20 protein-coding genes and 1 pseudogene are annotated in these 22,537 nt (G+C 69.3%); 8 read left to right on the top strand and 13 right to left on the bottom strand.

The genetic code is table 11. The features are described 5' to 3' along the window. The first annotated feature begins 137 nt into the window (after positions 1 to 137). Complete coding sequence (locus AB0M26_RS21905; protein ID WP_365263497.1) at positions 138 to 2,219, top strand: thioredoxin domain-containing protein; 2,082 nt, start codon at positions 138 to 140, stop codon at positions 2,217 to 2,219. A gap of 391 nt (positions 2,220 to 2,610) precedes the next feature. On the opposite strand, the gene AB0M26_RS21900 is transcribed toward AB0M26_RS21905, so the two are convergent. Beyond that, entirely contained in the window at positions 2,611 to 3,243 is a 633-nt protein-coding gene (locus AB0M26_RS21900; protein ID WP_365263496.1) for a TetR family transcriptional regulator, read from the bottom strand. A gap of 240 nt (positions 3,244 to 3,483) precedes the next feature. Continuing rightward, positions 3,484 to 4,218 carry a hemolysin III family protein gene (locus AB0M26_RS21895; RefSeq protein ID WP_365263495.1) on the bottom strand — a complete coding sequence of 245 codons (735 nt, stop codon included), beginning with the start codon at positions 4,216 to 4,218 and terminating at the stop codon, positions 3,484 to 3,486. A 299-nt stretch (positions 4,219 to 4,517) separates the two neighbouring features. Between AB0M26_RS21895 and AB0M26_RS21890 the strand changes: the two genes are divergently transcribed. After that, positions 4,518 to 6,338: a phosphoenolpyruvate carboxykinase (GTP) gene (locus tag AB0M26_RS21890; protein WP_365263494.1), complete on the top strand. Its 1,821-nt coding sequence runs from the start codon at positions 4,518 to 4,520 to the stop codon at positions 6,336 to 6,338. A gap of 137 nt (positions 6,339 to 6,475) precedes the next feature. Here the strand turns inward: AB0M26_RS21890 and AB0M26_RS21885 are convergent, their stop codons facing one another. The 4 genes and pseudogenes from AB0M26_RS21885 to AB0M26_RS21870 form a co-directional block, all read right to left on the bottom strand. Next, positions 6,476 to 7,012 (bottom strand): hypothetical protein, encoded by a 537-nt coding sequence (locus AB0M26_RS21885; RefSeq protein WP_365263493.1) that lies wholly within the window; start codon positions 7,010 to 7,012, stop codon positions 6,476 to 6,478. A 285-nt stretch (positions 7,013 to 7,297) separates the two neighbouring features. Further along, positions 7,298 to 8,509, bottom strand: coding sequence for a pyridoxal phosphate-dependent aminotransferase (locus AB0M26_RS21880; RefSeq protein ID WP_365263492.1), 1,212 nt, complete (start codon positions 8,507 to 8,509; stop codon positions 7,298 to 7,300). Between the two features lie 96 nt (positions 8,510 to 8,605). After that, positions 8,606 to 8,981, bottom strand: a pseudogene (locus tag AB0M26_RS21875) (amidohydrolase family protein); the annotation flags it as partial. A 119-nt stretch (positions 8,982 to 9,100) separates the two neighbouring features. Next, positions 9,101 to 10,381 carry an amino acid deaminase gene (locus tag AB0M26_RS21870; RefSeq protein WP_365263491.1) on the bottom strand — a complete coding sequence of 427 codons (1,281 nt, stop codon included), beginning with the start codon at positions 10,379 to 10,381 and terminating at the stop codon, positions 9,101 to 9,103. A gap of 218 nt (positions 10,382 to 10,599) precedes the next feature. Here AB0M26_RS21870 and AB0M26_RS21865 point away from each other — a divergent pair, with 218 nt between their 5' ends. Together AB0M26_RS21865 and AB0M26_RS21860 are read left to right on the top strand one after the other, a co-directional pair. Then, a complete protein-coding gene (locus AB0M26_RS21865) occupies positions 10,600 to 11,346 on the top strand; it encodes an IclR family transcriptional regulator (RefSeq protein WP_365263490.1) in 747 nt (248 codons plus the stop codon). A 67-nt stretch (positions 11,347 to 11,413) separates the two neighbouring features. Then, positions 11,414 to 11,827 carry a RidA family protein gene (locus AB0M26_RS21860; RefSeq protein ID WP_365263489.1) on the top strand — a complete coding sequence of 138 codons (414 nt, stop codon included), beginning with the start codon at positions 11,414 to 11,416 and terminating at the stop codon, positions 11,825 to 11,827. 69 nt (positions 11,828 to 11,896) lie between these two features. Here AB0M26_RS21860 and AB0M26_RS21855 read toward each other — a convergent pair whose 3' ends face one another. After that, entirely contained in the window at positions 11,897 to 13,228 is a 1,332-nt protein-coding gene (locus AB0M26_RS21855; RefSeq protein WP_365263488.1) for a M14 family metallopeptidase, read from the bottom strand. A gap of 187 nt (positions 13,229 to 13,415) precedes the next feature. Here AB0M26_RS21855 and AB0M26_RS21850 point away from each other — a divergent pair, with 187 nt between their 5' ends. Continuing rightward, positions 13,416 to 14,312 (top strand): serine protease, encoded by an 897-nt coding sequence (locus AB0M26_RS21850; protein WP_365263487.1) that lies wholly within the window; start codon positions 13,416 to 13,418, stop codon positions 14,310 to 14,312. Positions 14,313 to 14,723: 411 nt separating this feature from the next. Here the strand turns inward: AB0M26_RS21850 and AB0M26_RS21845 are convergent, their stop codons facing one another. From AB0M26_RS21845 to AB0M26_RS21825, 5 genes are all read right to left on the bottom strand, one after another. Beyond that, entirely contained in the window at positions 14,724 to 16,046 is a 1,323-nt protein-coding gene (locus AB0M26_RS21845) for an APC family permease (protein WP_365263486.1), read from the bottom strand. A 494-nt stretch (positions 16,047 to 16,540) separates the two neighbouring features. After that, the gene (locus AB0M26_RS21840) at positions 16,541 to 17,215 is read right to left on the bottom strand and encodes a 7-cyano-7-deazaguanine synthase (RefSeq protein WP_365263485.1); all 675 of its coding nucleotides are present in this window, start codon (positions 17,213 to 17,215) and stop codon (positions 16,541 to 16,543) included. Beyond that, entirely contained in the window at positions 17,215 to 17,628 is a 414-nt protein-coding gene (locus AB0M26_RS21835; RefSeq protein ID WP_365263484.1) for a 6-carboxytetrahydropterin synthase, read from the bottom strand. The genes AB0M26_RS21840 and AB0M26_RS21835 overlap by 1 nt, the downstream gene beginning before the upstream one ends. 51 nt (positions 17,629 to 17,679) lie before the next feature. Then, the gene (gene folE / locus AB0M26_RS21830; protein ID WP_365263483.1) at positions 17,680 to 18,255 is read right to left on the bottom strand and encodes a GTP cyclohydrolase I FolE; all 576 of its coding nucleotides are present in this window, start codon (positions 18,253 to 18,255) and stop codon (positions 17,680 to 17,682) included. 33 nt (positions 18,256 to 18,288) lie between these two features. Beyond that, positions 18,289 to 19,863 (bottom strand): MFS transporter, encoded by a 1,575-nt coding sequence (locus AB0M26_RS21825; protein WP_365263482.1) that lies wholly within the window; start codon positions 19,861 to 19,863, stop codon positions 18,289 to 18,291. 208 nt (positions 19,864 to 20,071) lie between these two features. On the opposite strand from AB0M26_RS21825, the gene AB0M26_RS21820 reads away from it, so the two are divergent. Then, positions 20,072 to 20,221 (top strand): hypothetical protein, encoded by a 150-nt coding sequence (locus AB0M26_RS21820; protein WP_365263550.1) that lies wholly within the window; start codon positions 20,072 to 20,074, stop codon positions 20,219 to 20,221. Positions 20,222 to 20,383: 162 nt separating this feature from the next. On the opposite strand, the gene AB0M26_RS21815 is transcribed toward AB0M26_RS21820, so the two are convergent. Continuing rightward, positions 20,384 to 21,403, bottom strand: a complete 1,020-nt coding sequence (locus tag AB0M26_RS21815) for a chitinase (protein WP_365263481.1) — start codon at positions 21,401 to 21,403, stop codon at positions 20,384 to 20,386. A gap of 132 nt (positions 21,404 to 21,535) precedes the next feature. Between AB0M26_RS21815 and AB0M26_RS21810 the strand changes: the two genes are divergently transcribed. Continuing rightward, positions 21,536 to 21,676 (top strand): hypothetical protein, encoded by a 141-nt coding sequence (locus AB0M26_RS21810; RefSeq protein ID WP_365263480.1) that lies wholly within the window; start codon positions 21,536 to 21,538, stop codon positions 21,674 to 21,676. A gap of 280 nt (positions 21,677 to 21,956) precedes the next feature. Further along, on the top strand, positions 21,957 to 22,346 hold the full coding sequence (locus tag AB0M26_RS21805) for a VOC family protein (protein WP_365263479.1): 390 nt from the start codon (positions 21,957 to 21,959) through the stop codon (positions 22,344 to 22,346). Positions 22,347 to 22,537 lie beyond the last annotated feature (191 nt).

The raw sequence follows: 22,537 nt of genomic DNA, 5'->3' as shown, positions 1-22,537 counted from the left end.
CAGGTCAAGATCGCTCGGGCCCGTCTCGTCGGCCGAAGCGGCGGAACCCTTGGTTACGTACTGTGTGCAACTCCTTACCAGGGGGCCCGGCCGCGGCAAGCTGGGCCGGACCACCCGCTTCGTGCAACGATGCAGGTATGAATCGGCTGGCTAATTCCCAGTCGCCTTATCTGCTCCAGCACGCCTCCAACCCGGTGGATTGGTGGCCATGGGGAGAGGAGGCGATGGAAGAAGCTAAGCGGCGGGACGTACCCATCCTCTTGAGTGTGGGGTATGCGTCCTGTCACTTATGGCTTCTGTTGATTTACTGGTGCCATGTGATGGCGCATGAGTCGTTCGAGGACGGCGAGTCCGCCGCGTATCTCAATGCCCACTTTGTGCCGGTCAAGGTGGACCGCGAGGAGCGGCCAGACGTCGACGCCGTCTACATGGAGGCCGTGCAGGCGGCCACGGGCCAGGGCGGCTGGCCGATGACCGTCTTCCTCACCCCGGACGCCGAACCCTTCTACTTCGGCACTTACTTCCCGCCCCAGCCGCGTCACGGCATGCCCTCGTTCCGTCAGATCCTGGAGGGCGTGCAGGCCGCGTGGGCCGGCCGCCGGGAGGAGGTCGGCGATGTCGCCGGGCGGATCGTCCGTGGGCTGTCCTCCCGTTCACAGGCGCTGAGCTCCGGCGGGTCGCGGCCGCCCGGCGAGGACGACCTGCACGCCGCGCTGCTCGCGCTCAGCCGCGAGTACGACGCCTCGCACGGCGGATTCGGCGGTGCGCCGAAGTTCCCGCCGTCCATGGTCCTGGAGTTTCTGCTGCGGCACCACGCGCGCACCGGCTCCGAGGGCGCCCTGCAGATGGCGGCGGACACCTGCGAGCGGATGGCCCGCGGCGGTATCTACGACCAGCTCGGCGGCGGCTTCGCCCGCTACTCCGTCGACCGTATGTGGACCGTCCCGCACTTCGAGAAGATGCTGTACGACAACGCCCTGCTCTGCCGGGTGTACGCGCATCTGTGGCGCTCCACGGGTTCCGCCCTCGCCCGGCGGGTGGCCCTGGAGACCGCGGACTTCATGGTGCGCGAACTGCGCACCCCGGAGGGCGGGTTCGCCTCCGCGCTCGACGCGGACAGTCCCGCGTTCGAGGGCGAAGAGGCCGCCACGGGCAAGCATGTGGAGGGCGCCTACTACGCCTGGACACCGGAGCAGCTCCGCGCGGTGCTGGGTGAGGAGGACGCCGCGCTCGCGGCCGGACACTTCGGCGTCACCGAGGAGGGCACCTTCGAGCAGGGCCTGTCGGTGCTCCAACTGCCCGGAGACGGGCTCACCGACGCCGCCCGCGCCGAGTCGATCCGGCAGCGCCTCCTGACAGCTCGCGACACCCGGCCCCGGCCGGGCCGGGACGACAAGGTCGTCACCGCGTGGAACGGCCTGGCCATCGCGGCCCTCGCCGAGACCGGCGCCTACTTCGACCGCCCTGACCTGACCGGGGTCGCCCTCGAAGCGGCCGACCTGATCGTCCGCGTCCACATGGACCCGGCCGGCCGTCTCGCCCGCACCTCGCGCGACGGCACGGCGGGCGACAACTCCGGTGTCCTGGAGGACTACGCCGACACCGCCGAGGGCTTCCTCGCCCTGGCCGCAGTCACGGGCGAGGGAGTGTGGACCGAATTCGCGGGCCTGCTGCTGGACACCGTGCTGCGCCATTTCGCCGGCGGGAACGGCGACTTGTACGACACGCCCGACGACGGTGAGGTGCTCATCCGGCGGCCGCAGGACCCGACGGACAACGCCACGCCGTCCGGCTGGACCGCCGCGGCAGGTGCCCTCCTGTCGTACGCGGCGCTCACCGGAAGCAGCCGCCACCGCACCGCCGCAGAGCGGGCGTTGGGCGTCGTCAAGACGCTCGGACCGCGGGCCCCGCGGTTCATCGGCTGGGGGCTTGCGGTCGCCGAGGCCCTGCTCGACGGGCCGCGCGAGGTGGCGGTCGTCGGCCCGCAGGACGACCCCGGCACCGCCGACCTGCACCGAACGGCCTTGCTGGGGACGGCGCCGGGCGCCGTGGTGGCAGTCGGCGAGCCCGGGGAGCAGGCCGACGGCGTGCCGCTGCTGCGCGACCGCCCGTTGGTGGACGGGCGTCCGGCTGCGTATGTGTGCCGCAACTTCACGTGTGACGCACCGACGGTGGACCCCTCGGCGCTGGCCGGAAAGGTGGGCGGCACAACGGTCTGACGACGGCGGCTTTCGTATCCGACTGTGCCGGAGAGCCCTCGGTTGTGCCGCCGCCGCAGTGACCGGCCGTGGCCCCAGCGACCGCCACGGCTGTCCTGCCCGCTGGAGGAGGATCTGCCGATCATCAGCGAAGAGACGTACCGGGACGCCGTGCACGGGGCGGCGCCGTGACCGCCACGGCAAGGCGGAGACGCCCCGGTCGGCTGCAACTGGCCGCGGAGATTGCGACCCTGAGCTCTGTGCCCGGCTCAGCATTTCAACAGTCCATGCGCGTCGCGGACTTGAGAATCCGTCCGGCTTGAGGCCCCGTCAGCGTTGAGGCTGCACCGCCTTGCGATCGCCCGTTCCGCCAGCCTCGAGGCAGCTCGACGTCAGGTCCGGGGCGGGACGGTCAAAGGGCGAGACCGCGTCCCAGCATGTCCAGGGCCCGGTTCAGCAACTCGGCGAGGTCCTCGCGCGCGCCGCCTTCGATCCAGTGGAACATCGTCTCCTCGACGGCGGCGAGCACCGACGCCGTGAACACCCGCAGCTCCAGGTCGTCCGCGGGACGGCCGGTGCGCCCTGCCAGAACCCCGCAGAGCATGCGCCCGGTCACCACGTTGCTCTCCGACATCCGGGCGCGGATCGCCGGGACGTCGCGCAGCAGTCGGGCCCGCAGCACCGTCTCCTCCTGCTCATGGGCGACGAACGCTCGCACCGTCTGTGTCATCACGTGTCGGATGGATACGAGCGGCGGCTCGCCCGGCGGGCGGTTCCGCAGCTCGTTCTCCATGATCGGGTCGTACTCGTCCGTGAGCACGATGTCTTCCTTCGTCGGGAAGTAGCGGAAGACTGTGCTGGGGGACACCTCCGCGGCGTCGGCGATCTGCTCGACCGGGGTGGCGTCGTAGCCCTGCTCGGTGAAGAGCCGGTAGGCGGCGTGGCGGATCGCCTGCCGGGTCTTGATCTTCTTCCGTTCGCGCAGGCCGAGTTCGGGCCCGGAAACGGCGCCGGGAGAGGTGTGTGCAGGAGCCATACGGGTCATTGTCGGGCATCCGCGTCGGCCGCGACCACGGATGACCGCCGTCCCGATCTTCGACCGCGCGCCGCCCTACGTACCCGGATGCATCCACCCCCGTGCACGCATCCGAGAGCTGCGCATCAAATGACAGCGACTCTCAAAAGATTCGTGCCGTCAATACGGAGGGTGTCGGTTTCGATGCGCCACCCGTCGATTCGGCTGACAACTCGGCCGTCGAGGCGGCCGCGACGTGCAGGCGGCCGGTCAGCGGTGCTGGTACGCGACCAGGGAGATCCCCACGTGATGGACGACGAAGGCCGCGAGCGTGAACGAGTGGAAGACTTCGTGGAAGCCGAACCAGCGCGGTGAGGGATTCGGCCGCTTGATCCCGTAGATTACGCCACCGGCGCTGTAGAGAACGCCGCCGATGATCACCAGGACGAGCACCGCGATGCCGCCCCTCCGCATGAAGTCGGGCAGGAAGAACACGGCCGTCCAGCCCATCGCGATGTAGCAGGGTGTGTAGAGCCAGCGCGGCGCACCCACCCAGAAGACCCGGAACACTATCCCGGCCACGGCCGCGGCCCAGATCGCCCACAGCAGGAGCTGTCCGCGGCCGGTCGGTACGAGCAGGATCGTAAGCGGTGTATACGTTCCGGCGATGATCAAGAAGATGTTCGCGTGGTCCAGGCGCCGCAGTACCGCCGTGACGCGCGGACTCCAGTTCCCGCGGTGGTAGAGCGCGCTGATCCCGAAGAGCAGGCAGGCGGTCAGGGTGTATACGGCGCAGGCGATCCGTCCGCGCGTGCTGTCCGCGAGCGCCGTCAGAAAGACGCCCGAGATCAGTGCGGCCGGGAACATCCCGGCGTGAAGCCAGCCGCGGAGCACGGGTTTGACCGGTATCGACAGGTGGAGAGGGTTCGAGCCGGAGCGGGGCTCGGCGGTGGCGGAGTCGTCGGACGCGGCGTCGGGTACGGCGTCGGGCGCGGCGGCAGTCATGCGCGACATGCTACCTACGGGACCGTAGGTTACGCGCAGGTATCAAGTGGCGATGCTCACGAGGGCGCCCCCTGGACAGAATCTCGCCGGGGTCGGATGATCAAATGAGTGCGGTCGGCACCGGATGAGCGGTCACGAAGCATCCGGGTCGCGGCCCCCACGGGGCAACTACCTGAAGAGAACGGACTCCCTTGGAAAGGACCCCTTCGCCGTCCGGCGGGGGGATCCCGGCTCAGGAGCGTCCGTACAACCCTCATACCTGTCGCTGGGGCGCGGTCCCGGCGTGGAACGGAGCGATCGTGGCGCGCAGCAATGCGGCTCCCAAGCCCCCCACCAACCATCAGGAACTGGTCACCTGGGTCGACGAGATCGTGGCCCTGACCCAGCCCGACGAGGTTGTCTGGTGTGACGGGTCCGAGGCCGAGTACGAGCGCCTGTGCGAGGTGCTCGTCGCCAAGGGCACCTTCAAGAAGCTCGACCCGATCAAGCGCCCCAACTCGTACTACGCCGCGTCCGATCCCAGTGACGTGGCGCGCGTGGAGGACCGCACCTTCATCTGCTCCGAGAAGGAGGAGGACGCGGGCCCCACGAACCACTGGAAGGCTCCCGGAGAGATGCGGGAGATCTTCGCCGGGGAGACAGGGATCTTCCGGGGTTCGATGCGCGGCCGCACGATGTACGTCGTGCCGTTCTGCATGGGACCGCTCGGTTCGCCGCTCTCGGCCATCGGCGTGGAGATCACCGACTCCGCGTACGTCGCCGTTGCCATGCGCACGATGACGCGTATGGGGCAGGCCGTTCTCGACGAACTGGGCGAGGACGGCTTCTTCGTCAAGGCCGTGCACAGCCTCGGCGCCCCGCTCGAGCCCGGTCAGGCCGATGTGCCGTGGCCGTGCAGCAGCACCAAATACATCTCGCACTTCCCCGAGACCCGCGAGATCTGGTCGTACGGCTCGGGCTACGGCGGCAACGCGCTGCTCGGCAAGAAGTGCTACGCCCTGCGCATCGCCTCCGTCATGGCCCGCGACGAGGGCTGGCTCGCCGAGCACATGCTCGTGCTGAAGCTGACCCCGCCGCAGGGTGCGCCCAAGTACGTCGCAGCGGCCTTTCCGTCCGCCTGCGGCAAGACCAACCTCGCGATGCTCGAGCCGACCATCCCCGGCTGGACGGTGGAGACCATCGGCGACGACATCGCCTGGATGCGCTTCGGCGAGGACGGCCGCCTCTACGCGATCAACCCCGAGGCCGGTTTCTTCGGTGTCGCGCCAGGCACCGGCGAGCACACCAATGCCAACGCCATGAAGACCCTGTGGGGCAACTCGGTCTTCACCAATGTCGCGCTCACCGACGACGGCGACGTCTGGTGGGAGGGCATGACGGAGGAGACTCCGGAGCACCTGACCGACTGGAAGGGCAACGACTGGACCCCGGCGAGCGCCACCCCGGCGGCGCACCCCAATGCCCGCTTCACCGTGCCCGCCGCCCAGTGCCCGACCATCGCGCCCGAGTGGGAGGACCCGAAGGGCGTGCCGATCTCGGCGATCCTCTTCGGCGGACGCCGCGCCTCCGCCGTGCCGCTGGTGACCGAGTCCTTCACCTGGCAGCACGGTGTCTTCCTCGGCGCGAACGTCGCGAGCGAGAAGACCGCGGCGGCCGAGGGCAAGGTCGGCGAGCTGCGCCGTGACCCGTTCGCCATGCTGCCGTTCTGCGGCTACAACATGGGCGACTACATGGGCCACTGGGTCAAGGTCGGCAAGGACAAGGACCAGTCCAAGCTGCCGAAGATCTACTACGTGAACTGGTTCCGCAAGGATGCCGACGGCCGCTTCGTGTGGCCGGGCTTCGGCGAGAACGGTCGCGTGCTCAAGTGGATCGTCGAGCGTCTGGAGGGCAGGGCCGAAGGCGTCGAGACGCCGATCGGCGTCCTGCCGACGAAGGAGGCCCTGGACACGGGCGGGCTCGACATCTCCGACAGCGATCTCGACTTCCTGCTGACCGTCGACAAGGAGGTGTGGCGCGAGGAGGCCGCGCTCGTCCCCGAGCACCTCAACACCTTCGGTGACCACACGCCCAAGGAGCTGTGGGACGAGTACCGCGCGCTCGTGGAGCGCCTCGGCTGACGTGCACCCCGGCTGTAGCCCGGTGATGCCCGGCTACGTACGGGCCCGGCCCGGCGCTTCACCGAGCGCCGGGCCGCCAATCGCAAAGAGATGGCTCCTGGGCCGCGCACCTCGCAGGTGCGCGGCCCAGGGCCGGTTCAGGGGGCCGCGCTCAGGGCGGGCGAGGGCTGGACGGCGTGCGTCGCGTCGAGGTCTTCGCCGTCCAGTGCGGCCGCGTGGAGGTCCATCTGCTCGGCGGCGAGGATCGCGGCGGCGGTGTCCGCTCGGGACGCGGCGACCACCAGCGCCCGGCCGGCGAGGGCGTGCGCCCGCCGGTGCAGAGCCGCGGTACGGGCATCCCCGAACGCGATGCGGGCGGAACCCGGTGTCGTACGGGCGGAATCCGTTGCCGTACGGGCGGACTCCGTCGCAGAACCGGAGGCTTCGGACGGTTCGGGGACGCGGGCCGGGCTCGCCCCCCTGCGCAGCCGCGCGACCTGCTCGGCAATGCGGTTCGCCGCCCGGTCGAGACCGGGGGCCGGGGCCGGTGTGCCGGCTCGCAGGTCATCGGTCACCGACAGGAGCGCGGCCAGATGCCCGGCGAGCTGAATGTCCAGCTCCTCTTCCCGGGAGCGGTGCGGAAACCCCTGCTCGGCGGTGGAGTGGACCGACTTGGTGCGGATCGGCTCGTACATGATGGCCTCCAGCCATATTCAGGAGTCCATCCTACATTAGACGCAGTCTAAAGTTCAGCCGAGTCCCGGTCGCCGCCGAGGCGTGCGCGGGGCAGGTGCGCGCAGCGCCGCAAACTCCCGCCCCGGGCGCCAAAGGGGCGTAATCCGGGGCGGGTTCGCGAAGGTGCCGGAGGGCCGGGGCCGTGCCGGCGGTGGTGCGGGACGGGCGGGGCTGGGCCGACCGTCGTGCGGGCCGGCCGGGGCCGGGCGGGCCCTCGCGCCGGACGGCCGACGGTGCCGGGCGCGCTACGGCTGCCCGTAGCCGTCCAGGAACTGGCCGATCCGGTTCACCGCGTCCGCCAGGTCCTCCTTGTGCGGCAGCGTGACGAGCCGGAAGTGGTCGGGCTCCGGCCAGTTGAAGCCCGTACCGTGGACGATCATGATCTTCTCGGCGCGCAGCAGGTCGAGGACGAGCTGCCGGTCGTCCTTGATCTTGTAGACCTTCGGATCGAGCCGCGGGAAGGCGTACAGCGCGCCCTTCGGCTTCACGCACGTCACGCCCGGGATCTGCGTCAGCAGGTCGTACGCCGTGTCGCGTTGCTCCAGCAGCCGGCCGCCCGGCAGGACCAGGTCATTGATCGACTGCCGTCCGCCGAGGGCCGTGGCCACCGCATGCTGGGCCGGCATGTTGGCGCACAGCCGCATGTTGGCGAGGATCGTCAGGCCCTCGATGTAGCTGCCGGCATGCTCCTTCGGGCCGCAGACCGCCATCCAGCCACTGCGATAGCCCGCCACCCGGTACGCCTTGGACAGCCCGTTGAAGGTGAGCGTCAGCAGGTCGGGGGCGATCGCGGCGGTCGGGATGTGCGTGGCGCCGTCGTAGAGGATCTTGTCGTAGATCTCGTCGGAGCAGACGATCAGGTTGTGGCGGCGGGCGATCTCGGTGAGGCCGCGAAGCAGCTCCTCGTCGTAGACCGCGCCCGTCGGGTTGTTGGGGTTGATGACGACGAGCGCCTTGGTGCGGTCGGTGACCTTGCGCTCGATGTCCGCGAGGTCGGGCATCCAGTCGGCCTGCTCGTCGCAGCGGTAGTGCACCGCGGTGCCGCCGGCAAGGGAGACGGCGGCCGTCCACAGGGGGTAGTCGGGCGCCGGGACGAGCACCTCGTCCCCGTCGTCGAGCAGCGCCTGCATCGACATCTGGATCAGCTCGGAGACGCCGTTGCCGAGGTAGATGTCCTCGACGTCGAGTTCGATGGACTGCGTCTGGTAGTGCTGCATGACCGCGCGCCGGGCCGACAGCAGGCCCTTGGCGTCCCCGTAGCCGTGGGCCGAACCCACGTTGCGCAGCATGTCCTCGAGGATCTCGGGCGGGCAGTCGAAGCCGAACGGCGCCGGGTTGCCCGTGTTGAGCTTGAGGATGCGATGACCTGCCGCTTCCAGCCGCATTGCCTCCTCGAGGACCGGGCCACGGATCTCGTAGCAGACATTGGCGAGCTTGGTTGACTGGATCACCTGCATGTCCGACACGATACGGCCGGGCGACGGAAGCGGCGCGATGTTTTCCGCCACGTGGGCGGCGCTTCGCAGGCCTGCACGGGGTCGCGGGAGGTGCGATCACGCCCCGCGTGTCCGGCGAACCGACCGCCCCGCGAGAACGTCCGTGCACCGCCCGTCTTCGATGACAAAGCAGCCGTGGATGAGCACATGCGGAATGCCGGCGGGGAGGGTCCGCGGATCTTCGAAAGTGGAGCCGGCCGGGATCGTCTCCGGGGCGATGAGCACGAGGTCGGCGCGGTGGCCCTCGCGTACGAGACCCCGGTCCGGCAGCCGCGGGCGAGCCGCGGGGCGGGACGTGAGATGTGCCACCCGCTCCTCCAGTGTCAGCACGATGTGCCAGCCAGTGCTCCAGCGTCAGTACACCGAGTTCGCGGACGTAGCGGCCGAGGTAGTGCGGGAACGTCCCCTACGCCCGTGGGCGCGGCTTGCCCCCTGCAGAGTGCCGTCGCTCCCCCGGTGTCCGCCGGTCCCGTCGATGACGCGTGCCTCGCGGACCACGAGATCCATGCGGATGCCTCTTCCCGCCCGGGGTGCGGTGCGGCGACCGGGGGGTCAGAAGAACGTGCGGATGAAGTCGGTGACCGTCGACTGGTCCGTGGTGACGGGGATGAGCTGCCACTTGTCGAAGGACGTGCAGGGGTGCGACAGACCCATGCCCACCCAGTCGCCGACCTCCAGCTCCGCCCCCTCCTCCAGCCGCAGCCACGCGTGCTGGTCGGACAGCCCGGAGACCGTGATGCCGGTCGCGGGGCGGGTGGAGCCGTCGCGGACGGAGCGCACGACCCGGGGTTCGGGGAGGTCGAGATCGTACGCGGCGTCGCGCTTCCCGGCATTGACGAACGCCTGGCCCGGCTCGGGGCAGGAGACGACCTGGGCCCAGAGCCGGAACGCGGGATGCAGCGCACCCTCCTCCGGGACCCGGTTGAAGGGCGTGATGCGGCGGTAGTGGCCGTCGTCGTGGGAGACGTACGCGCCGGAGCGCAGCAGCTTCAGCACCGGCCGGGACAGCGCGGGAACGTCCGCGAAGACCTCCGCCACCGTGTCGAACCAGGCACTGCCGCCCGCGCTCAGCACGATCTCGTCGACGTCCGCGAAGCGCCCGGCCTTGTCGAAGGCGGCGGTCAGGGCGACGAGCCGGTCCAGCCAGGCGCGGACGCGCTCGCTGTCCGGCCGCGGGACCTCGCCCTCGTATCCGGCCACGCCGACCAGCCGCAGTGAGCGCGTGCCCGCGACCGCGTCGGCGACCGCCGTGCAGTCGGCCTCCGTACGGGCTCCGGTGCGCGCCCCGTCCCCCGCACCCAGTTCGACCATCACCTCGACCGGGCGGCGGGCGCGGCATGCGCGCAGGGTCTCGTCCATCAGCTCCACGCCGCGCACCGAGTCCACGTATGTGATGCAGCGGAAGTCCGGGTCGGCGTCGAGCTCACCGGCGAGCCAGCGCAGGGCGGCGGCGTCGACCAGTTCGTTGGCGAGGAAGATCCGGCGGACTCCGAACGCCCGGTAGACGCGCGCCTGGTGCGGCACGGCCGCGGTGATGCCCCAGGCGCCGCGGTCGATCTGGCGCTCGAAGAGCTGGGGGGACATGGAGGTCTTGCCGTGCGGGGCGAACGCGAGCCCGTGCCCGGTCGCGTAACGCTCCATCAGAGCGAGGTTGTGCTCCATGGCCTCGGCCGACAGGGCGAGGACGGGGGTGGTGAAGCCACCGGTGAACAGGTCACGTCGCTGGGCGGCCAGTTCGCCGACGGTGAGCCCTTCCGCGTCCGGGGGGAGCGCCTTGAACCGGTGGTCGATCGGTTCGTCCGCGAGTCGTCCGGCGGCGGTGTCGGCGGCCATGGAGGCTCCTCCGTTCGCGTTGCACCATGTGCAACGTGCATTGCGTATGTCGCTGATGGCTGTCTAACATCCACGCAACCACCGGGTCAATGGTGTACGGAAGCCCCCCGGTTGCAGCCCTCAAGGAGCGCTCGACACCGCCCACTGGGCGACACCGCGTCTCGACCCCGGGTGGACGGCGAACGGGCGGGCACAGGACGGGTGGAGGTACGCACACCATGAGCCGGACCGTCGATCGCGCACTGAGCATCCTTCCGCTGCTCGCCGAGGGACCGGCCAATCTGGAACGGGTCGCCCAGCGGCTCGGCGTGCACAAGTCGACCGCGCTGCGCCTGCTGCGCACCCTGCACGAGCACGGCATCGTCTACCGCCAGCAGGACCAGCGCTACCGCCTCGGCGCCCGTCTCTTCACCCTCGCCCAGGAGGCGATGGAGCACCTCGACATCCGGGAGATCGCCCACCCGCACCTCGTCGAGCTCAACGAGAAGTGCGGGCACACCGTCCACCTCGCGGTCCACGAGGAGAACGAGGTCCTCTACATCGACAAGGTCGAGAGCCGCTATCCGGTCCGGCTGTACTCGCGGATCGGCAAGCCCGTCGCGATAACCGTCGCCGCCGTCGCCAAGCTGCTCCTGGCCGACCTGCCGGAGCCCGAGCGGCGCGCGCTCGCCGAGCGGCTCGACTACCCCCATTACACGGCCCGTTCGACCACCGACGCGGCCGCCTTCCTCACAGAGCTGGCCACCGTAAGGGAACAGGGCTGGGCCACCGACCTCGGCGGCCACGAGGAGTCCATCAACTGCGTCGCCGCGCCGATCCGCGGCGCGGACGGCCGCGTCGCCGCCGCCTGCTCCGTCTCGGCCCCGAACGTGGTCGTCAGCGCCGACGAACTCCTCACCCTCATCCCGTTGGTGCGCCGGACGGCAGAGGCCATCAGCCGCGACTATTCCGGCACTGGCCGGTGACGAACACCTGCCACCGCCTCCCCCTCGCACACCCGCCCGCACGACCCCAGGGAAGGAAGCCAGCCTGATGGGCGACACGCTTCGGAAGACCGCCATCACCCCGCCGAACCACACCACCCCGCCGGCCAAGTTCTCGCACGGAGTCAGGAAGGGCAACATCCTTCAGGTCGCGGGACAGGTCGGGTTCGGCCCCGCCGAGCCCGGCCGGACGCCCGCACCCGTGGGCCCGGGGCTGCGCGAGCAGACCGTACAGACGCTGCGCAATGTGCAGGCCGTCCTCGAAGAGGGCGGTGCGAGCTGGGAGGACGTGATGATGGTCCGTGTCCACCTCACCGACACGTCCCACTTCGCCGCATTCAACGCCGTCTACGACGAGTTCTTCGCCGGTCTGAAGGAAGCTCCCTCGGCGCGTACCACCGTGTACGTCGGACTTCCCGCTGGGCTGCTCGTCGAGATCGACGCCTTGGCCGTCCTCGGCTGAGACCCTCCCGCGAGGGAGGCCCCGGAACCGCGGTCCCGGGGCCTCCCTCCACGACTCTGCCGTTCCGTCTCAGCCCTCCGAGCAGTACTGCTCCTCCTTGCCGATGGAGCGGTACATACAGTCCGCGTTCTCCAGCAACTGCAGCACCGCGTCCCGGTTGCGGTCCGTCTCCCGCTCGATCACCTCGTCCGGCGGGTAGAAGCCGTCGCCGCCGCCCGACGGATACATCTCGAAGGTGTAGGCGAAGATCTTCTGGTCGCCCCACAGCCAGTCGTCGATCGACCCGTCGGTGATGTAGAGGTCGCTCGACTGCTCCGGTGTGTAGCCGTTGCTCTTCGCCATGCTCTCGCCGACGGCCGCGAACGCGTCGTGGTCGTCCTGCGTGAGCCCCTCAGCGGTGTCGTCCTCGGTCCAGCCGAACGGCCAGAGCACCAGCTCGCTGTACGTGTGGAAGTCGATCGCGGCCTTGATCTGCTGCTTGCCGCCGACGACGCGGCTGTGCACGAAGTCCGTGACGACCTTCACCTCGGGCGAGGACGCGGCGGACGCACCGCGGTAGGTCTCGGAGCCCGGGTCGTCCGAAGAGCCGCCGCAGCAGCCCCACTTGTAGTCCCAGTTGCGGTTCAGGTCGGTGCCGACCTCCGAGGAGCCCTCGTTGGGCTGCCGGTTTTTGCGCCACATGCGGTAGTCGCCGGACTCGATGTCGTACTCGCCGCCGTCCGGGTTCAGGTCCGGGACGATCCAGATCTCGCGCCCGTCGACCGCCTTGGTGATGCGCTCGTCCTTCTTGTAGTCGTCGCCGAACTCGCGCACCAGGTACAGCGCCATCTCAACGGTGAGGTGCTCGCGCGCGTGCTGGTGGTGGGTGAAGAGGACCTCGGGCTCCTTCTCGTCCTCGCCGACGTTGTCGCTGATCTTGATGGCGACGATGTCGCGGCCCTCGTGGGACTTGCCGATGACCTTCTTGCTCATGATGTCCGGGTGTGCGGCGACCCGGTCGTTGATCTCCTTCTCGGCCTCCGCGTAGTTGTGGTAGCCGGAGTCGTCGGAGGGGAAGTCGAAGGGCTCGGCCGCGCGGCCCGTCGAGCGGTCCGGGGGCGCCGGGCGGGCCTTCAACTCGTAGCCCATGGAGCGGAGTTTCTTCGCCTGAGCAGGGTCGGCGGTGACGACCACGGTGTGCTCGTGCGTCTCGTCGATGCTGACGCCGGTCCCGGCGATCCGGGTGCGTTCGGCGACGGTCGCCGGCCCGTGGATCTCGTACTGCTGGAGCTGTTCATCGGTGGCCGACGCCACCTGCGAGGGAGAGGGGTCCTCTGCCTGGGCCGTGATGGGGACGGCCAAGGCAAGGGTGAGAAGTGCGGCGAGGGCTGTGGTCCTTCTGCCGCGTATGGGGAGTCGCATGGAGTCTCCTGGGATTCCAGTGTGGGGGGTGCTCAAGGCGACTGGCGCGTGCGGTTGTTCGACCCATGCTGGGGAACTGGCATGGATAGGTCAATAGTTCGTCGGATGCTTGTCCTCTCCGCGTCCGTGCATCCACAATGCGCATGTCAATACCGAAAGAACTTCGGTAGGGAGAGGAACCCCCCACATGAACAAGCCTCTCGTCGGTGCGCTCGCTGCCTTTTTCCTGGCCGCCGGTACGGCTCCCACAGGAGCCATGACCGCGGCCGAGGAGTCGGCGCAGCCCGGCCGACAGTTCCAGCAGGCACAAGCGGCGAAGCCCGCGGCCCTCCGGCAGAAGGCGAAGGCGGCCGACTTCGCCGGCACCGTCGCACTCTCCAACTGCTCGGGGTCCGTGGTGCGGATGCCCGGATCCCAGGACCAGGACCCGGCTCTCGTGCTCTCCAACGGCCACTGCCTGGAGAGCGGCATGCCGGGCGCCGGCGACGTCGTGGTCGACGAGCCGTCCGACCGCACCTTCGACCTGCTGAACGCCGACGGCGACGAGGTCGCATCGCTGAAGGCCACCAAGGTCGCGTACGCGACCATGACCGACACCGACATATCCCTCTACGAACTGGACACCACCTACGCGGACATCGAGTCCCAGCACGGGATCAAGGCCTTGGAGCTGTCGGCCGACCACCCCGAGCAGGGCAAGGCGATCGACGTCGTCTCCGGCTATTGGAAGCGGATCTACAGCTGCGAGATCGACGGCTTCGTCCATGAACTGCGGGAGGCCGACTGGACCTGGAAGGACTCGGTCCGTTACACCCCCGCCTGCCACACCATCGGCGGCACCTCCGGCTCCCCGGTCGTCGACAGTGCGAGCGGCAAGGTCGTCGCCGTGAACAACACGGGCAACGAGAGCGGCGGCGAGTGCACCATGAACAACCCCTGCGAGGTGGACGAGAACGGCAAGGTGACCGTCCGCCAGGGGATCAACTACGCCCAGCAGACCTACGGCATCACCAAGTGCATCGGCACGGGCAACAAGGTCGACCTCGGCCTGCCGGGGTGCGAACTGCCCAAGCCCCAGCAGTAGTCGCAACGACCGGGCACGTGGAGCGGAGGCGCCCGCCCCTGTGGACTACGGCGGGGTCGACAGGGCGGGCGTCCGCTCCGGATCATGTCCGCTCCCGGGCGGCCGGAGCGAGTTCCGGTCGCCCGGGCGGCGGTCCGGGCATCCCGGCCCGGGTGTGCGTTCCGGTCCGGGGCGTGCGGTCCGGGCATCCCGGCCCGGGTGTGCGTTCCGGTCCGGGCGGCGGTCCGGGCATCCCAGCCCGGGTGTGCGTTCCGGTCCGGGGCGTGCGGTCCGGGCATCCCGGCCCGGGTGTGCCGTCCGGCCGGTGGCGGTGAGTTCCTTCCGCCGTGAAGCGAACTCCACCTGCCGCAGGGCTGCCACAGGGCGAGTTCCGTCCGGCGCTCCCCCGGCCACCCGCCGCGCGGGACTGTCCTAACCGGGCGGCCGCGGGTGCCCGAAGCGGTGCCGCAGCAGGTGGATCGCCGCACCGGCCGCCAGTACCGCCGCTCCCGTGGCCACCGAGGGGGGTGGCAGAGTGCAGGCGAGCAGCCCGCAGCCGGCGAGGCCCACGACGGGTACGGCGCGCGGCGGGCGGCCTTCCTCGCGGGTGAGCGTCCACGCCGAGGCGTTGGCGATCGCGTAGTAGACCAGCACGCCGAAAGAGGAGAAGCCGATCGCCCCCCGCAGATCGGCCGTCGCGGCCGCCGCTGCGACGACCGCGCCCACGGCGAGCTCCGCCCGTTGCGGCACACCGGACCGCGGATGGACGGCGGTCAGTGCGTGCGGCAGATTGCGGTCCCGGGCCATCGCGAGCGCGGTACGCGAGACGCCGAGGATCAGGGCGAGCAGCGAGCCGAGCGCGGCGACGGCGGCCCCGGCCCGTACGACGGGGGCGAGTTCGGGGGTGCCCGCGGCACGCACGGCGTCGGCGAGCGGTGCGGCGGCGTCCGCCAGCCCTTCCGGGCCGAGCACCGCGAGAACGGCCGCGGCCACCGCCGCGTACACCGCCAGCGCGATGCCCAGCGCGACGGCGATGGCGCGCGGGATGGTGCGTGCCGGGTCGCGGACCTCCTCTCCCAGTGTGGCGATGCGCGCGTAGCCCGCGAAGGCGAAGAACAGCAGCCCGGCTGCCTGCAGCACGCCCGAGGTCGTTGCGTCGCCGCCGAGTTCGAGCCGTACGGCGCGTGCCGTACCGCCGGCCAGGCAGGCGGTGACGACCGCGGCGAGGACGGCCAGCACCACAGCGACGATCGCCCGGGTCAGCCATGCGGCCTTCCTCACGCCCGCACAGTTCACGGTCGTGAGCGCGACGACGGCGGCCACGGCCACCGCGTGAGCCTGCTCCGGCCACGCGTAGGCGCCCACCGTCAACGCCATCGCCGCGCACGAGGCGGTCTTGCCCACCACGAAGGCCCAGCCCGCGAGATGGCCCCATGCCTCGCCCAACCGCTCGCGCCCGTAGACGTATGAGCCGCCGGAGGCCGGATAGCGGGCCGCGAGCCGCGCCGAGGAGGTGGCGTTGCAGTAGGCAACGACCGCGGCCACCCCGAGTGCGGGCAGCAGCCCCGACCCGGCGGCGTCGGCGGCGGGTGCGAGTGCGGCGAAGATCCCGGCGCCGACCATGGAGCCGAGTCCGATGACGACGGCGTCGAGGACCCCGAGGCTCCGTTGCAGCCGTGCGTCCTTGCCGGGGGAGGAGGCGCTCACACCCTCCGACGCTACAGGGCGGCAGCGGCCGGTACGGGCGCCGGGCATGTGCCGGGCCGCCTCAGTACGGGCCGCCTCCGTACGGGCCGCCTCCGTACGGGACGGCGGCGGCCGGCGTGGGGTGGTGGCCTCGCACGGACGCGGGGGTGGTGGCGGCCAGTGAGTTTTCGGCGGCGGTTCCGGGTGTCGGCTCCGGCATACCGTTCCAGGGCCCGTCTTCAACGTAGCGTCGTCCGCCGGCAGGGGGCAGACAGGCCGTTGACGAAGCCGTGCAGGTGGGGGGCAGGCCGCAATCGCGGACGGCCGCGATCCACTCAGTGAGCCGGAAGCCACTGCTCGGGTCGGGAGTGAGGAGTGTGGTGAACTCTGCTATGAGCCGGGAGAGTTCATCCCTCTCGGGGCAGGCGGCCAGCAGTTCCCGCAGGAGCCCCGATTACGGGACAGAGCCGTCAACTTTGCAGACCCCAGGTCAGCGACGATGGTGGCTCACGGTCCTGTTGATTGAGCACGGCGTAGCAACGATGCTCCGATCCACGTGGTGATCACGGCCTCTCGCGGATTGCATAGCGTGTCGGGTCGTTGACGTCGGCCTGCTCGAAGGCGAGCTTGCGTTCGGCGCACTTGTTGCACGCTCCGCAGTGGAGCGGGCCGTGGGCGTCTGAGGTCGGCGCGAGGCAGGTCAGGGTCAGGTGGAGCGGAAGGTCCGGGAACTCCGCGATCACGTCCGCCTTGGTCCGGTCGCGGTATGGCGTGTTGATTTTGATGTGGTGCGGTGCCAGTCCGGCCCCCAGACAGCGTGCGTAGTCCCGGAAGAACTCGGGTGTTGCGTCCGCGAAGGGGGTCGCGCTCAGGGTGCCCATCGCGATGGTATGAATGTCCCTCAGGGAGCACCAGACGGCGGTTACGGCCAGCATCAACACGTTTCGGCCGGGCAGCAGCACTGCGGCGTCCGATGTCTGCGCATCAGGAACGCCCTGGCCAGTGAGGCTCCAGTGATCGCAGTAGACGGTGGCGGCGGGGACCTCCAAGAGGGTCAGTGGCTCCACGGCGTCGGAATTCAGAGCGGGCAGGAAGCGTTCGAGAGCCGCTCGCTCCGCAGGCTCCCAGGTGAGGCCGAACATGACGTAGACGGGATGAACGCGAGTGCGCTTTGCGAGGTCAGCTATCAGGACGCAGCTGTCCAGGCCTCCGCTGGCGAGGAGGGCGACCTCTTCCATCACTCGCTCCCGCGATAGGACGCCAGAGCGGTGGAGGTCTCCCATAGGCGGACTTCGCTGATCGGGTATCCAGCGCCCAGTGCCCAGGACCAGATCAGTTTGGCGATGTTCTCCGCGGTGGGATTCGCATCCATGAGGTAGAGGGGTTCATCGGCGGCCCGGAGTATGGGAACCAGGGGGTCCTCATCGCACAGCAACATGCGATGGTCGAGGTTTTCGCCGACCCAGGTGCCGACGCCGGCCTTGATCTGTCCGAAGTCCAGGGCCATCCCGATGTCGTCCAGCCGGTCCGCTTCGATGACGACCTCGAGACGGCCGTTATGGCCGTGGAGATGCCGGCACTTGCCGCTGTAATGGAGCAGACGGTGGCCGTAGGAGAACTCCAGGACTGTGACGAGGGCGAACCGATCCATTCCGATGGCTTTCTGGTGAGGTGTGCTCGGGGTAATCGGTGACCGGAGCGGTCAGGCCGGGGCGTCCAATTCGATCAAGGACAGGAACTCGTGACGCGCGCTGTGGTCATCGCGCAGCGTGCCAAACAGTGCAGACGTCACGGCGGTTGAACCCGCGGCAGCTACGCCGCGCAGTGTCATGCAGGAGTGCGATGCCGTGATCACCACGCCGACCCCCTTGGGTCTCAGTGCTTCGTACAGCCACTCGGCGATCTGTTTGGTGAGCCGTTCCTGGACCTGGGGACGCCGCGCGAAGTGCTCCACGACGCGGGCGAGCTTGGACAGACCCAGGATGCGGTCGTCTGGGAGGTAGCCAACGTGGGCGGTCCCCACAACAGGGAGCATGTGGTGCTCACACACGGTCCGCATCGGGATGGATCGCGCAAGGATCAGTTGGTCATAGTCGTCATCATTGGGGAAGGTTTTGAGATTGACCTCGCGCGGAGAGAGCAACTCACAGTAGGCACGAGCCATTCTGCCGGGTGTGTTCTCCATGCACTCGTTGTCGAAGGAGACGCCGAGGGTTTCAATGAATGCACGGGCCGCACGTGTAGCTGCTTCGATGTCGACCTCGGATGATAGCCCCATTGGGCGATTATACCTATATATGTCGCTTTTTTCTCACTTCGCGGAGCGATGTCTGCCACCTGCCGCGCCCCTCCGTGCTGCTGAAACCGACCGCAGCGGCACGAAAGCGAGGAGCGCCGCCAGGAGCGTCAAGACACCCGCCAGGACGTACGAGACCGCGACGGCGAAGGTCACTGCTTCCTTGATCTCCGGCAGTTGTCTCAAAGGAAAGCCCTCAGTGCCGGCGCGGTCCGGCGCGGCGACCGCGCCACCGACATCCCGCTCCACCCGGCCAAGGTCCAGGCCGGGCGGAAGTGCTCCAGTGCGCGCGAGTTGACGGATGCGCTCGATCTGCACATTTGCCACGACCGCCCCCATGACTGCGATGGCGAGGGAGGCACCGAATTCGCGAACGGTCTGGACCAGGCCAGAAGCCCGGGCCCGGCGGTCCTCGGCCGCCGCTTCGAGCAGGTCCGTGATCGCCGGGCTCACCGCCAGCCCCAGTCCCACGCCCAGCAGGACATATGGAGCAATCAACCGCGGATATGAATAGTGATGCAGTGTCGCCGCCATCCACAGCAGCGACACCCCGGTGGCCGTCACTCCCACGATGACGGGCCGCCCGGGGCCGACGCGGTCGTACAACAGGCCGGACAGAGTGGTGACCACGAGCAGCGTCAGCAAGAATGGCAGCTGCGCCAGGCCTGCCTCAATCGGGTCGAAGCCCAGGATGTCCTGGATCCAGATGGCGCTGAACAGAGAAAAGCCCACGATGGCAAATCGGACCACCGTGACGGCCGTGAGTTCGACGGCAAACCGGGGCTGGGCAAGGAGGCGCAAGTCGATCAGCGGATCGGGGCACCGCAGCTCCCAGACCACTGTGATGAACAGGAAGACAGTTCCGCTGATGACCAGTGCGATCACGCCGGGAGAGCGCCATCCCCATGGTCGGGTTTGCATCACGCCGAGAATGAGGGCGCCCAGGCCCAGCACGAGCAGCGGCTGCCCGAACCAGTCGAGCCGCCGCGCGGCGGCTTTTGCGGGCAAGTGGCTCTCCGGGGGCAGAGTCACCGCCATGACCACCAGCAGGGCAAGTCCGAGCGGCAGATTGATCAGGAAGACTGCGCGCCATGAAATGAGGGAGGTGAGCAGCCCACCGATGAACGGTCCCAGAGACAGGAAGACCATAGCCACGCCGGTACTGGCAGACAGTGCCCGGCCACGTGAACTGGGGGCGAAGGCGGCAAGGACAGCGGCCGTCGCATTGGGGACCATCATGGCCGCCCCCACGCCCTGGACCAGCCTGCCGATCACGATGTCCATGACCGCAGGACTGAGTCCGCACATCAGGGAGCCGACCAGAAAAGTCACAATACCCAGCCGGAACACCCTGCGGCAGCCGAAGACGTCCCCAGCCCGCCCCGCCAGCGCAATGCATGCGGCGAGCGTGATCAAATACGCATTGACGATGAGCTGCAGCTGCGTGGTCGTCGCGTCTAGATCACGCTGGATGCTGGGGAGGGCGATGGCGACCGCCTCTTGGTCGACGTAGCACAGGGCGAGCGCGCCGGACGAGGTGATCGCGACCCACCAACGGGGCTCAATCCGAGGACATTTCCACAACGCCATTCGGTGCACGCGTCCTCGCTGTCATTGTCAGGTATCGTGCCAAAGCTTGCTGAGTTCAATGAGCTCTTCGGTGACAGGCTCTTCAACGCTTGTTCAAGCTTGGCATGAACCGCTTCGCTGCCGTTGCGCCGCGCCAAGCCCCGCCTGGCAGGATCTACCCGTTCGGCGAGGTCACGTGCGAAAGGCCGGTCGTCGCAGGATCGTTGACGTGATCCGGGCCGAGGCCCCGCGCGTGGCTCAGCGCCTGATCCACGAGGTCTTCGACGCACCCGACGAGCAGACCGTCGGGTCATTGAGGTCCTTACAAGACTGGCACCGCTTCAGCGTATTTCGCGACGGCCCGGCGGATACCGGGTGACTCCGCACTCTCTTCGGCACAGCGATGCCTATCGAACGACCGGCAGAGCCCGGCACCTCCCGTCCGCCACGAACTCGCCCTCGTTCGGCCCACGTTGTTCCTCCATGGGCCATCACCCTTTCGTGAGGCGGACCACTATCGCCGCAGCCAGCTTCTCCCTGGCTAGGGGAGGCCGTGGACGTGCGGGCCCACCGCCTTGGACCAGGCGCTCCCGTTGCTCGCGTCCCAGTTCGTGGACCAGGTCATCGCGCCGCGGATGCCCGGGTAGGTCCTGTCCGGTTCGAAACTGCCGCAGCTCGTGCCCCTGGCGAGGCAGTCCAGGGCGGCGTTGACGACGCTCGGTTCGACGTAGCCGCTGCCCGCGCCCCGGGGGGAGGCGGGGACGCCGATCCCGACCTGGGACGGGTCGAGGCCGCCTTCGAGCTGGATGCAGGCGAGGGCGGTGATGAAGTCCACGGAGCCCTGGGAGTAGACCTTGCCGTCGCAGCCGAGCATGGAACCGCTGTTGTAGTACTGCATGTTGACGACGGTGAGGAAGTCCTTGATGGCGAGGGCCGTCCTGAAGTACTCGTTCGACGTCGACTGCATGTCGATGGTCTGCGGGGCCATGGTGACGACCACGTCGCTCGCCTCGGCGTGGACGGCCTTCAGGGCCTGGGACATATAGGTGGAGTTGAGGCCGTTCTCCAGGTCGATGTCGACGCCGTCGAAGCCGTACTCGTCCATGAGCCCGGTGACGGAGTCCGCGAAATTGGCGGCCGAGGCGGAGTCGTTCACCGAGACGGTGCCCCTCTCGCCGCCGACCGAGATGACGACGGACTTGCCCGCGTCCTGCTTCGCCCTGATGTCGGCCTTGAACTCGTCCTCGGAGCCGTAGCCGAGCGCCGGGTCGAGGGTGAAGCCGACAGCGCCCGGGGTGCCGGTGGCGTCGGCGAAGGCGACCGCGATGATGTCGTACTCGTCCTGGACGTCCCGCAGCTTCTGCACGGTGGCGCCGTTGTCGAAGTTCTGCCAGTAGCCGGTCACCGCGTGCCTGGGGGCGGCCACCGGCTCCTCCGCCGCGTTGGCGGTCCCGAGCCCGCTGCCGAGCCCGGTGAGCGCGCCGGCCGCGATCGCCGCGGCGGTCAGTGCGCTTGCGAGCCGGGATCTGTTCCTGGACCGATGTGTGCGTGCGCGTTCCACGACTGCCTCCGGGGTGGGGGGAGTTGGGAGAGTGGTTCGTGGTGAACGCGGGGGCCCCTGCGCTGTTGCGGTACAACGTGGTCCAGACCAATGCCCTTGTCAAGGCTTCGCGCGGGAACGCACCGTGGACCCGTGGGCGGCCGCACCGCGGTACGCCGTCCGGATCTCGGCCGCTTCGTCGGACCGGGCGCGGGACCGGCGGCCCGGAACCGGGTCGAGCCCGTCCTCACGTATCCGGTACGGCGCGAGGCGGGGCTGCCCCTCTTCGCATGACGGGTCGGTCCGGGAGCCGCCGTAGGTGACGGTCCGAGGCAGTGGCGCGGCGAGCGGCCCGGCGGGTGGTCCCGCCCAGCGCCCGGCGGGTGGCTCGGCCATCGCGCCCCGCGCATGACCGAGACTGTCTTCCGACGCCCTGGGCGCCGGTAAGCCCCCGAGCCCCGGTAAAGCCCCCTTGGCCCCGGCAAAGCCCCGAGCCCCGGTAAAGCCCCGGGTCCCGGTGACGCCCCAGGCCCCCACAGCCGACGAGCAGGCCCCGCATCCCGTGGAGGAAAGCATGCGCGTGATCGACTTCGACCATCTCGTCCTCAGCGTCGCCGACATCGAGCGCACGCTGGACTTCTACTGCGGCCCGCTCGGCCTGGAGCCGGTGCGCGTGGAGGAATGGCGGGCGGGCAGGGCACCGTTCCCCTCGGTCCGGGTGAGCCCGTCGACCATCATCGACGTCGTCCAGCGCCCCGAAGACTCCCCGGTGGGCTCCAACGTGGACCACATCTGCCTGGTCGTCGAGCCGCTGGACTGGGAACAGGTCGTCGCCTCCGGCACGTTCACGGTCCTGGACGGGCCGGGCGAACGCTTCGGTGCCCGGGGCTACGCGCAGTCGCTCTACGTCCGCGACCCGGACGGCAACACGGTGGAACTGCGGTGGTACCCGCAAAATGCCTGACCTCCTGCCGGCCTGCCTGCGGGCGGACGGAGACGCTGTACACGGCGTACGTACACCACGTCAAGGCACGCGTGGATCGTGGACGCCGGGCCGCGGTCCCCATTACCTTCTTCGTGGCCCCGCAATGGGGCTCCCGGCCTCTGGAGCTGGCATGACTGGGTCCCCCTGTCGAGTGCATGGCCTGGGGGGTG

This window comes from Streptomyces sp. NPDC051776 (assembly GCF_040681345.1).
In the GTDB taxonomy this organism is placed as follows: Bacteria; Actinomycetota; Actinomycetes; order Streptomycetales; family Streptomycetaceae; genus Streptomyces.
The sequence above is the reverse complement of the archived record's forward strand: the minus strand, read 5'-3'. Positions and strand labels throughout refer to the sequence as shown.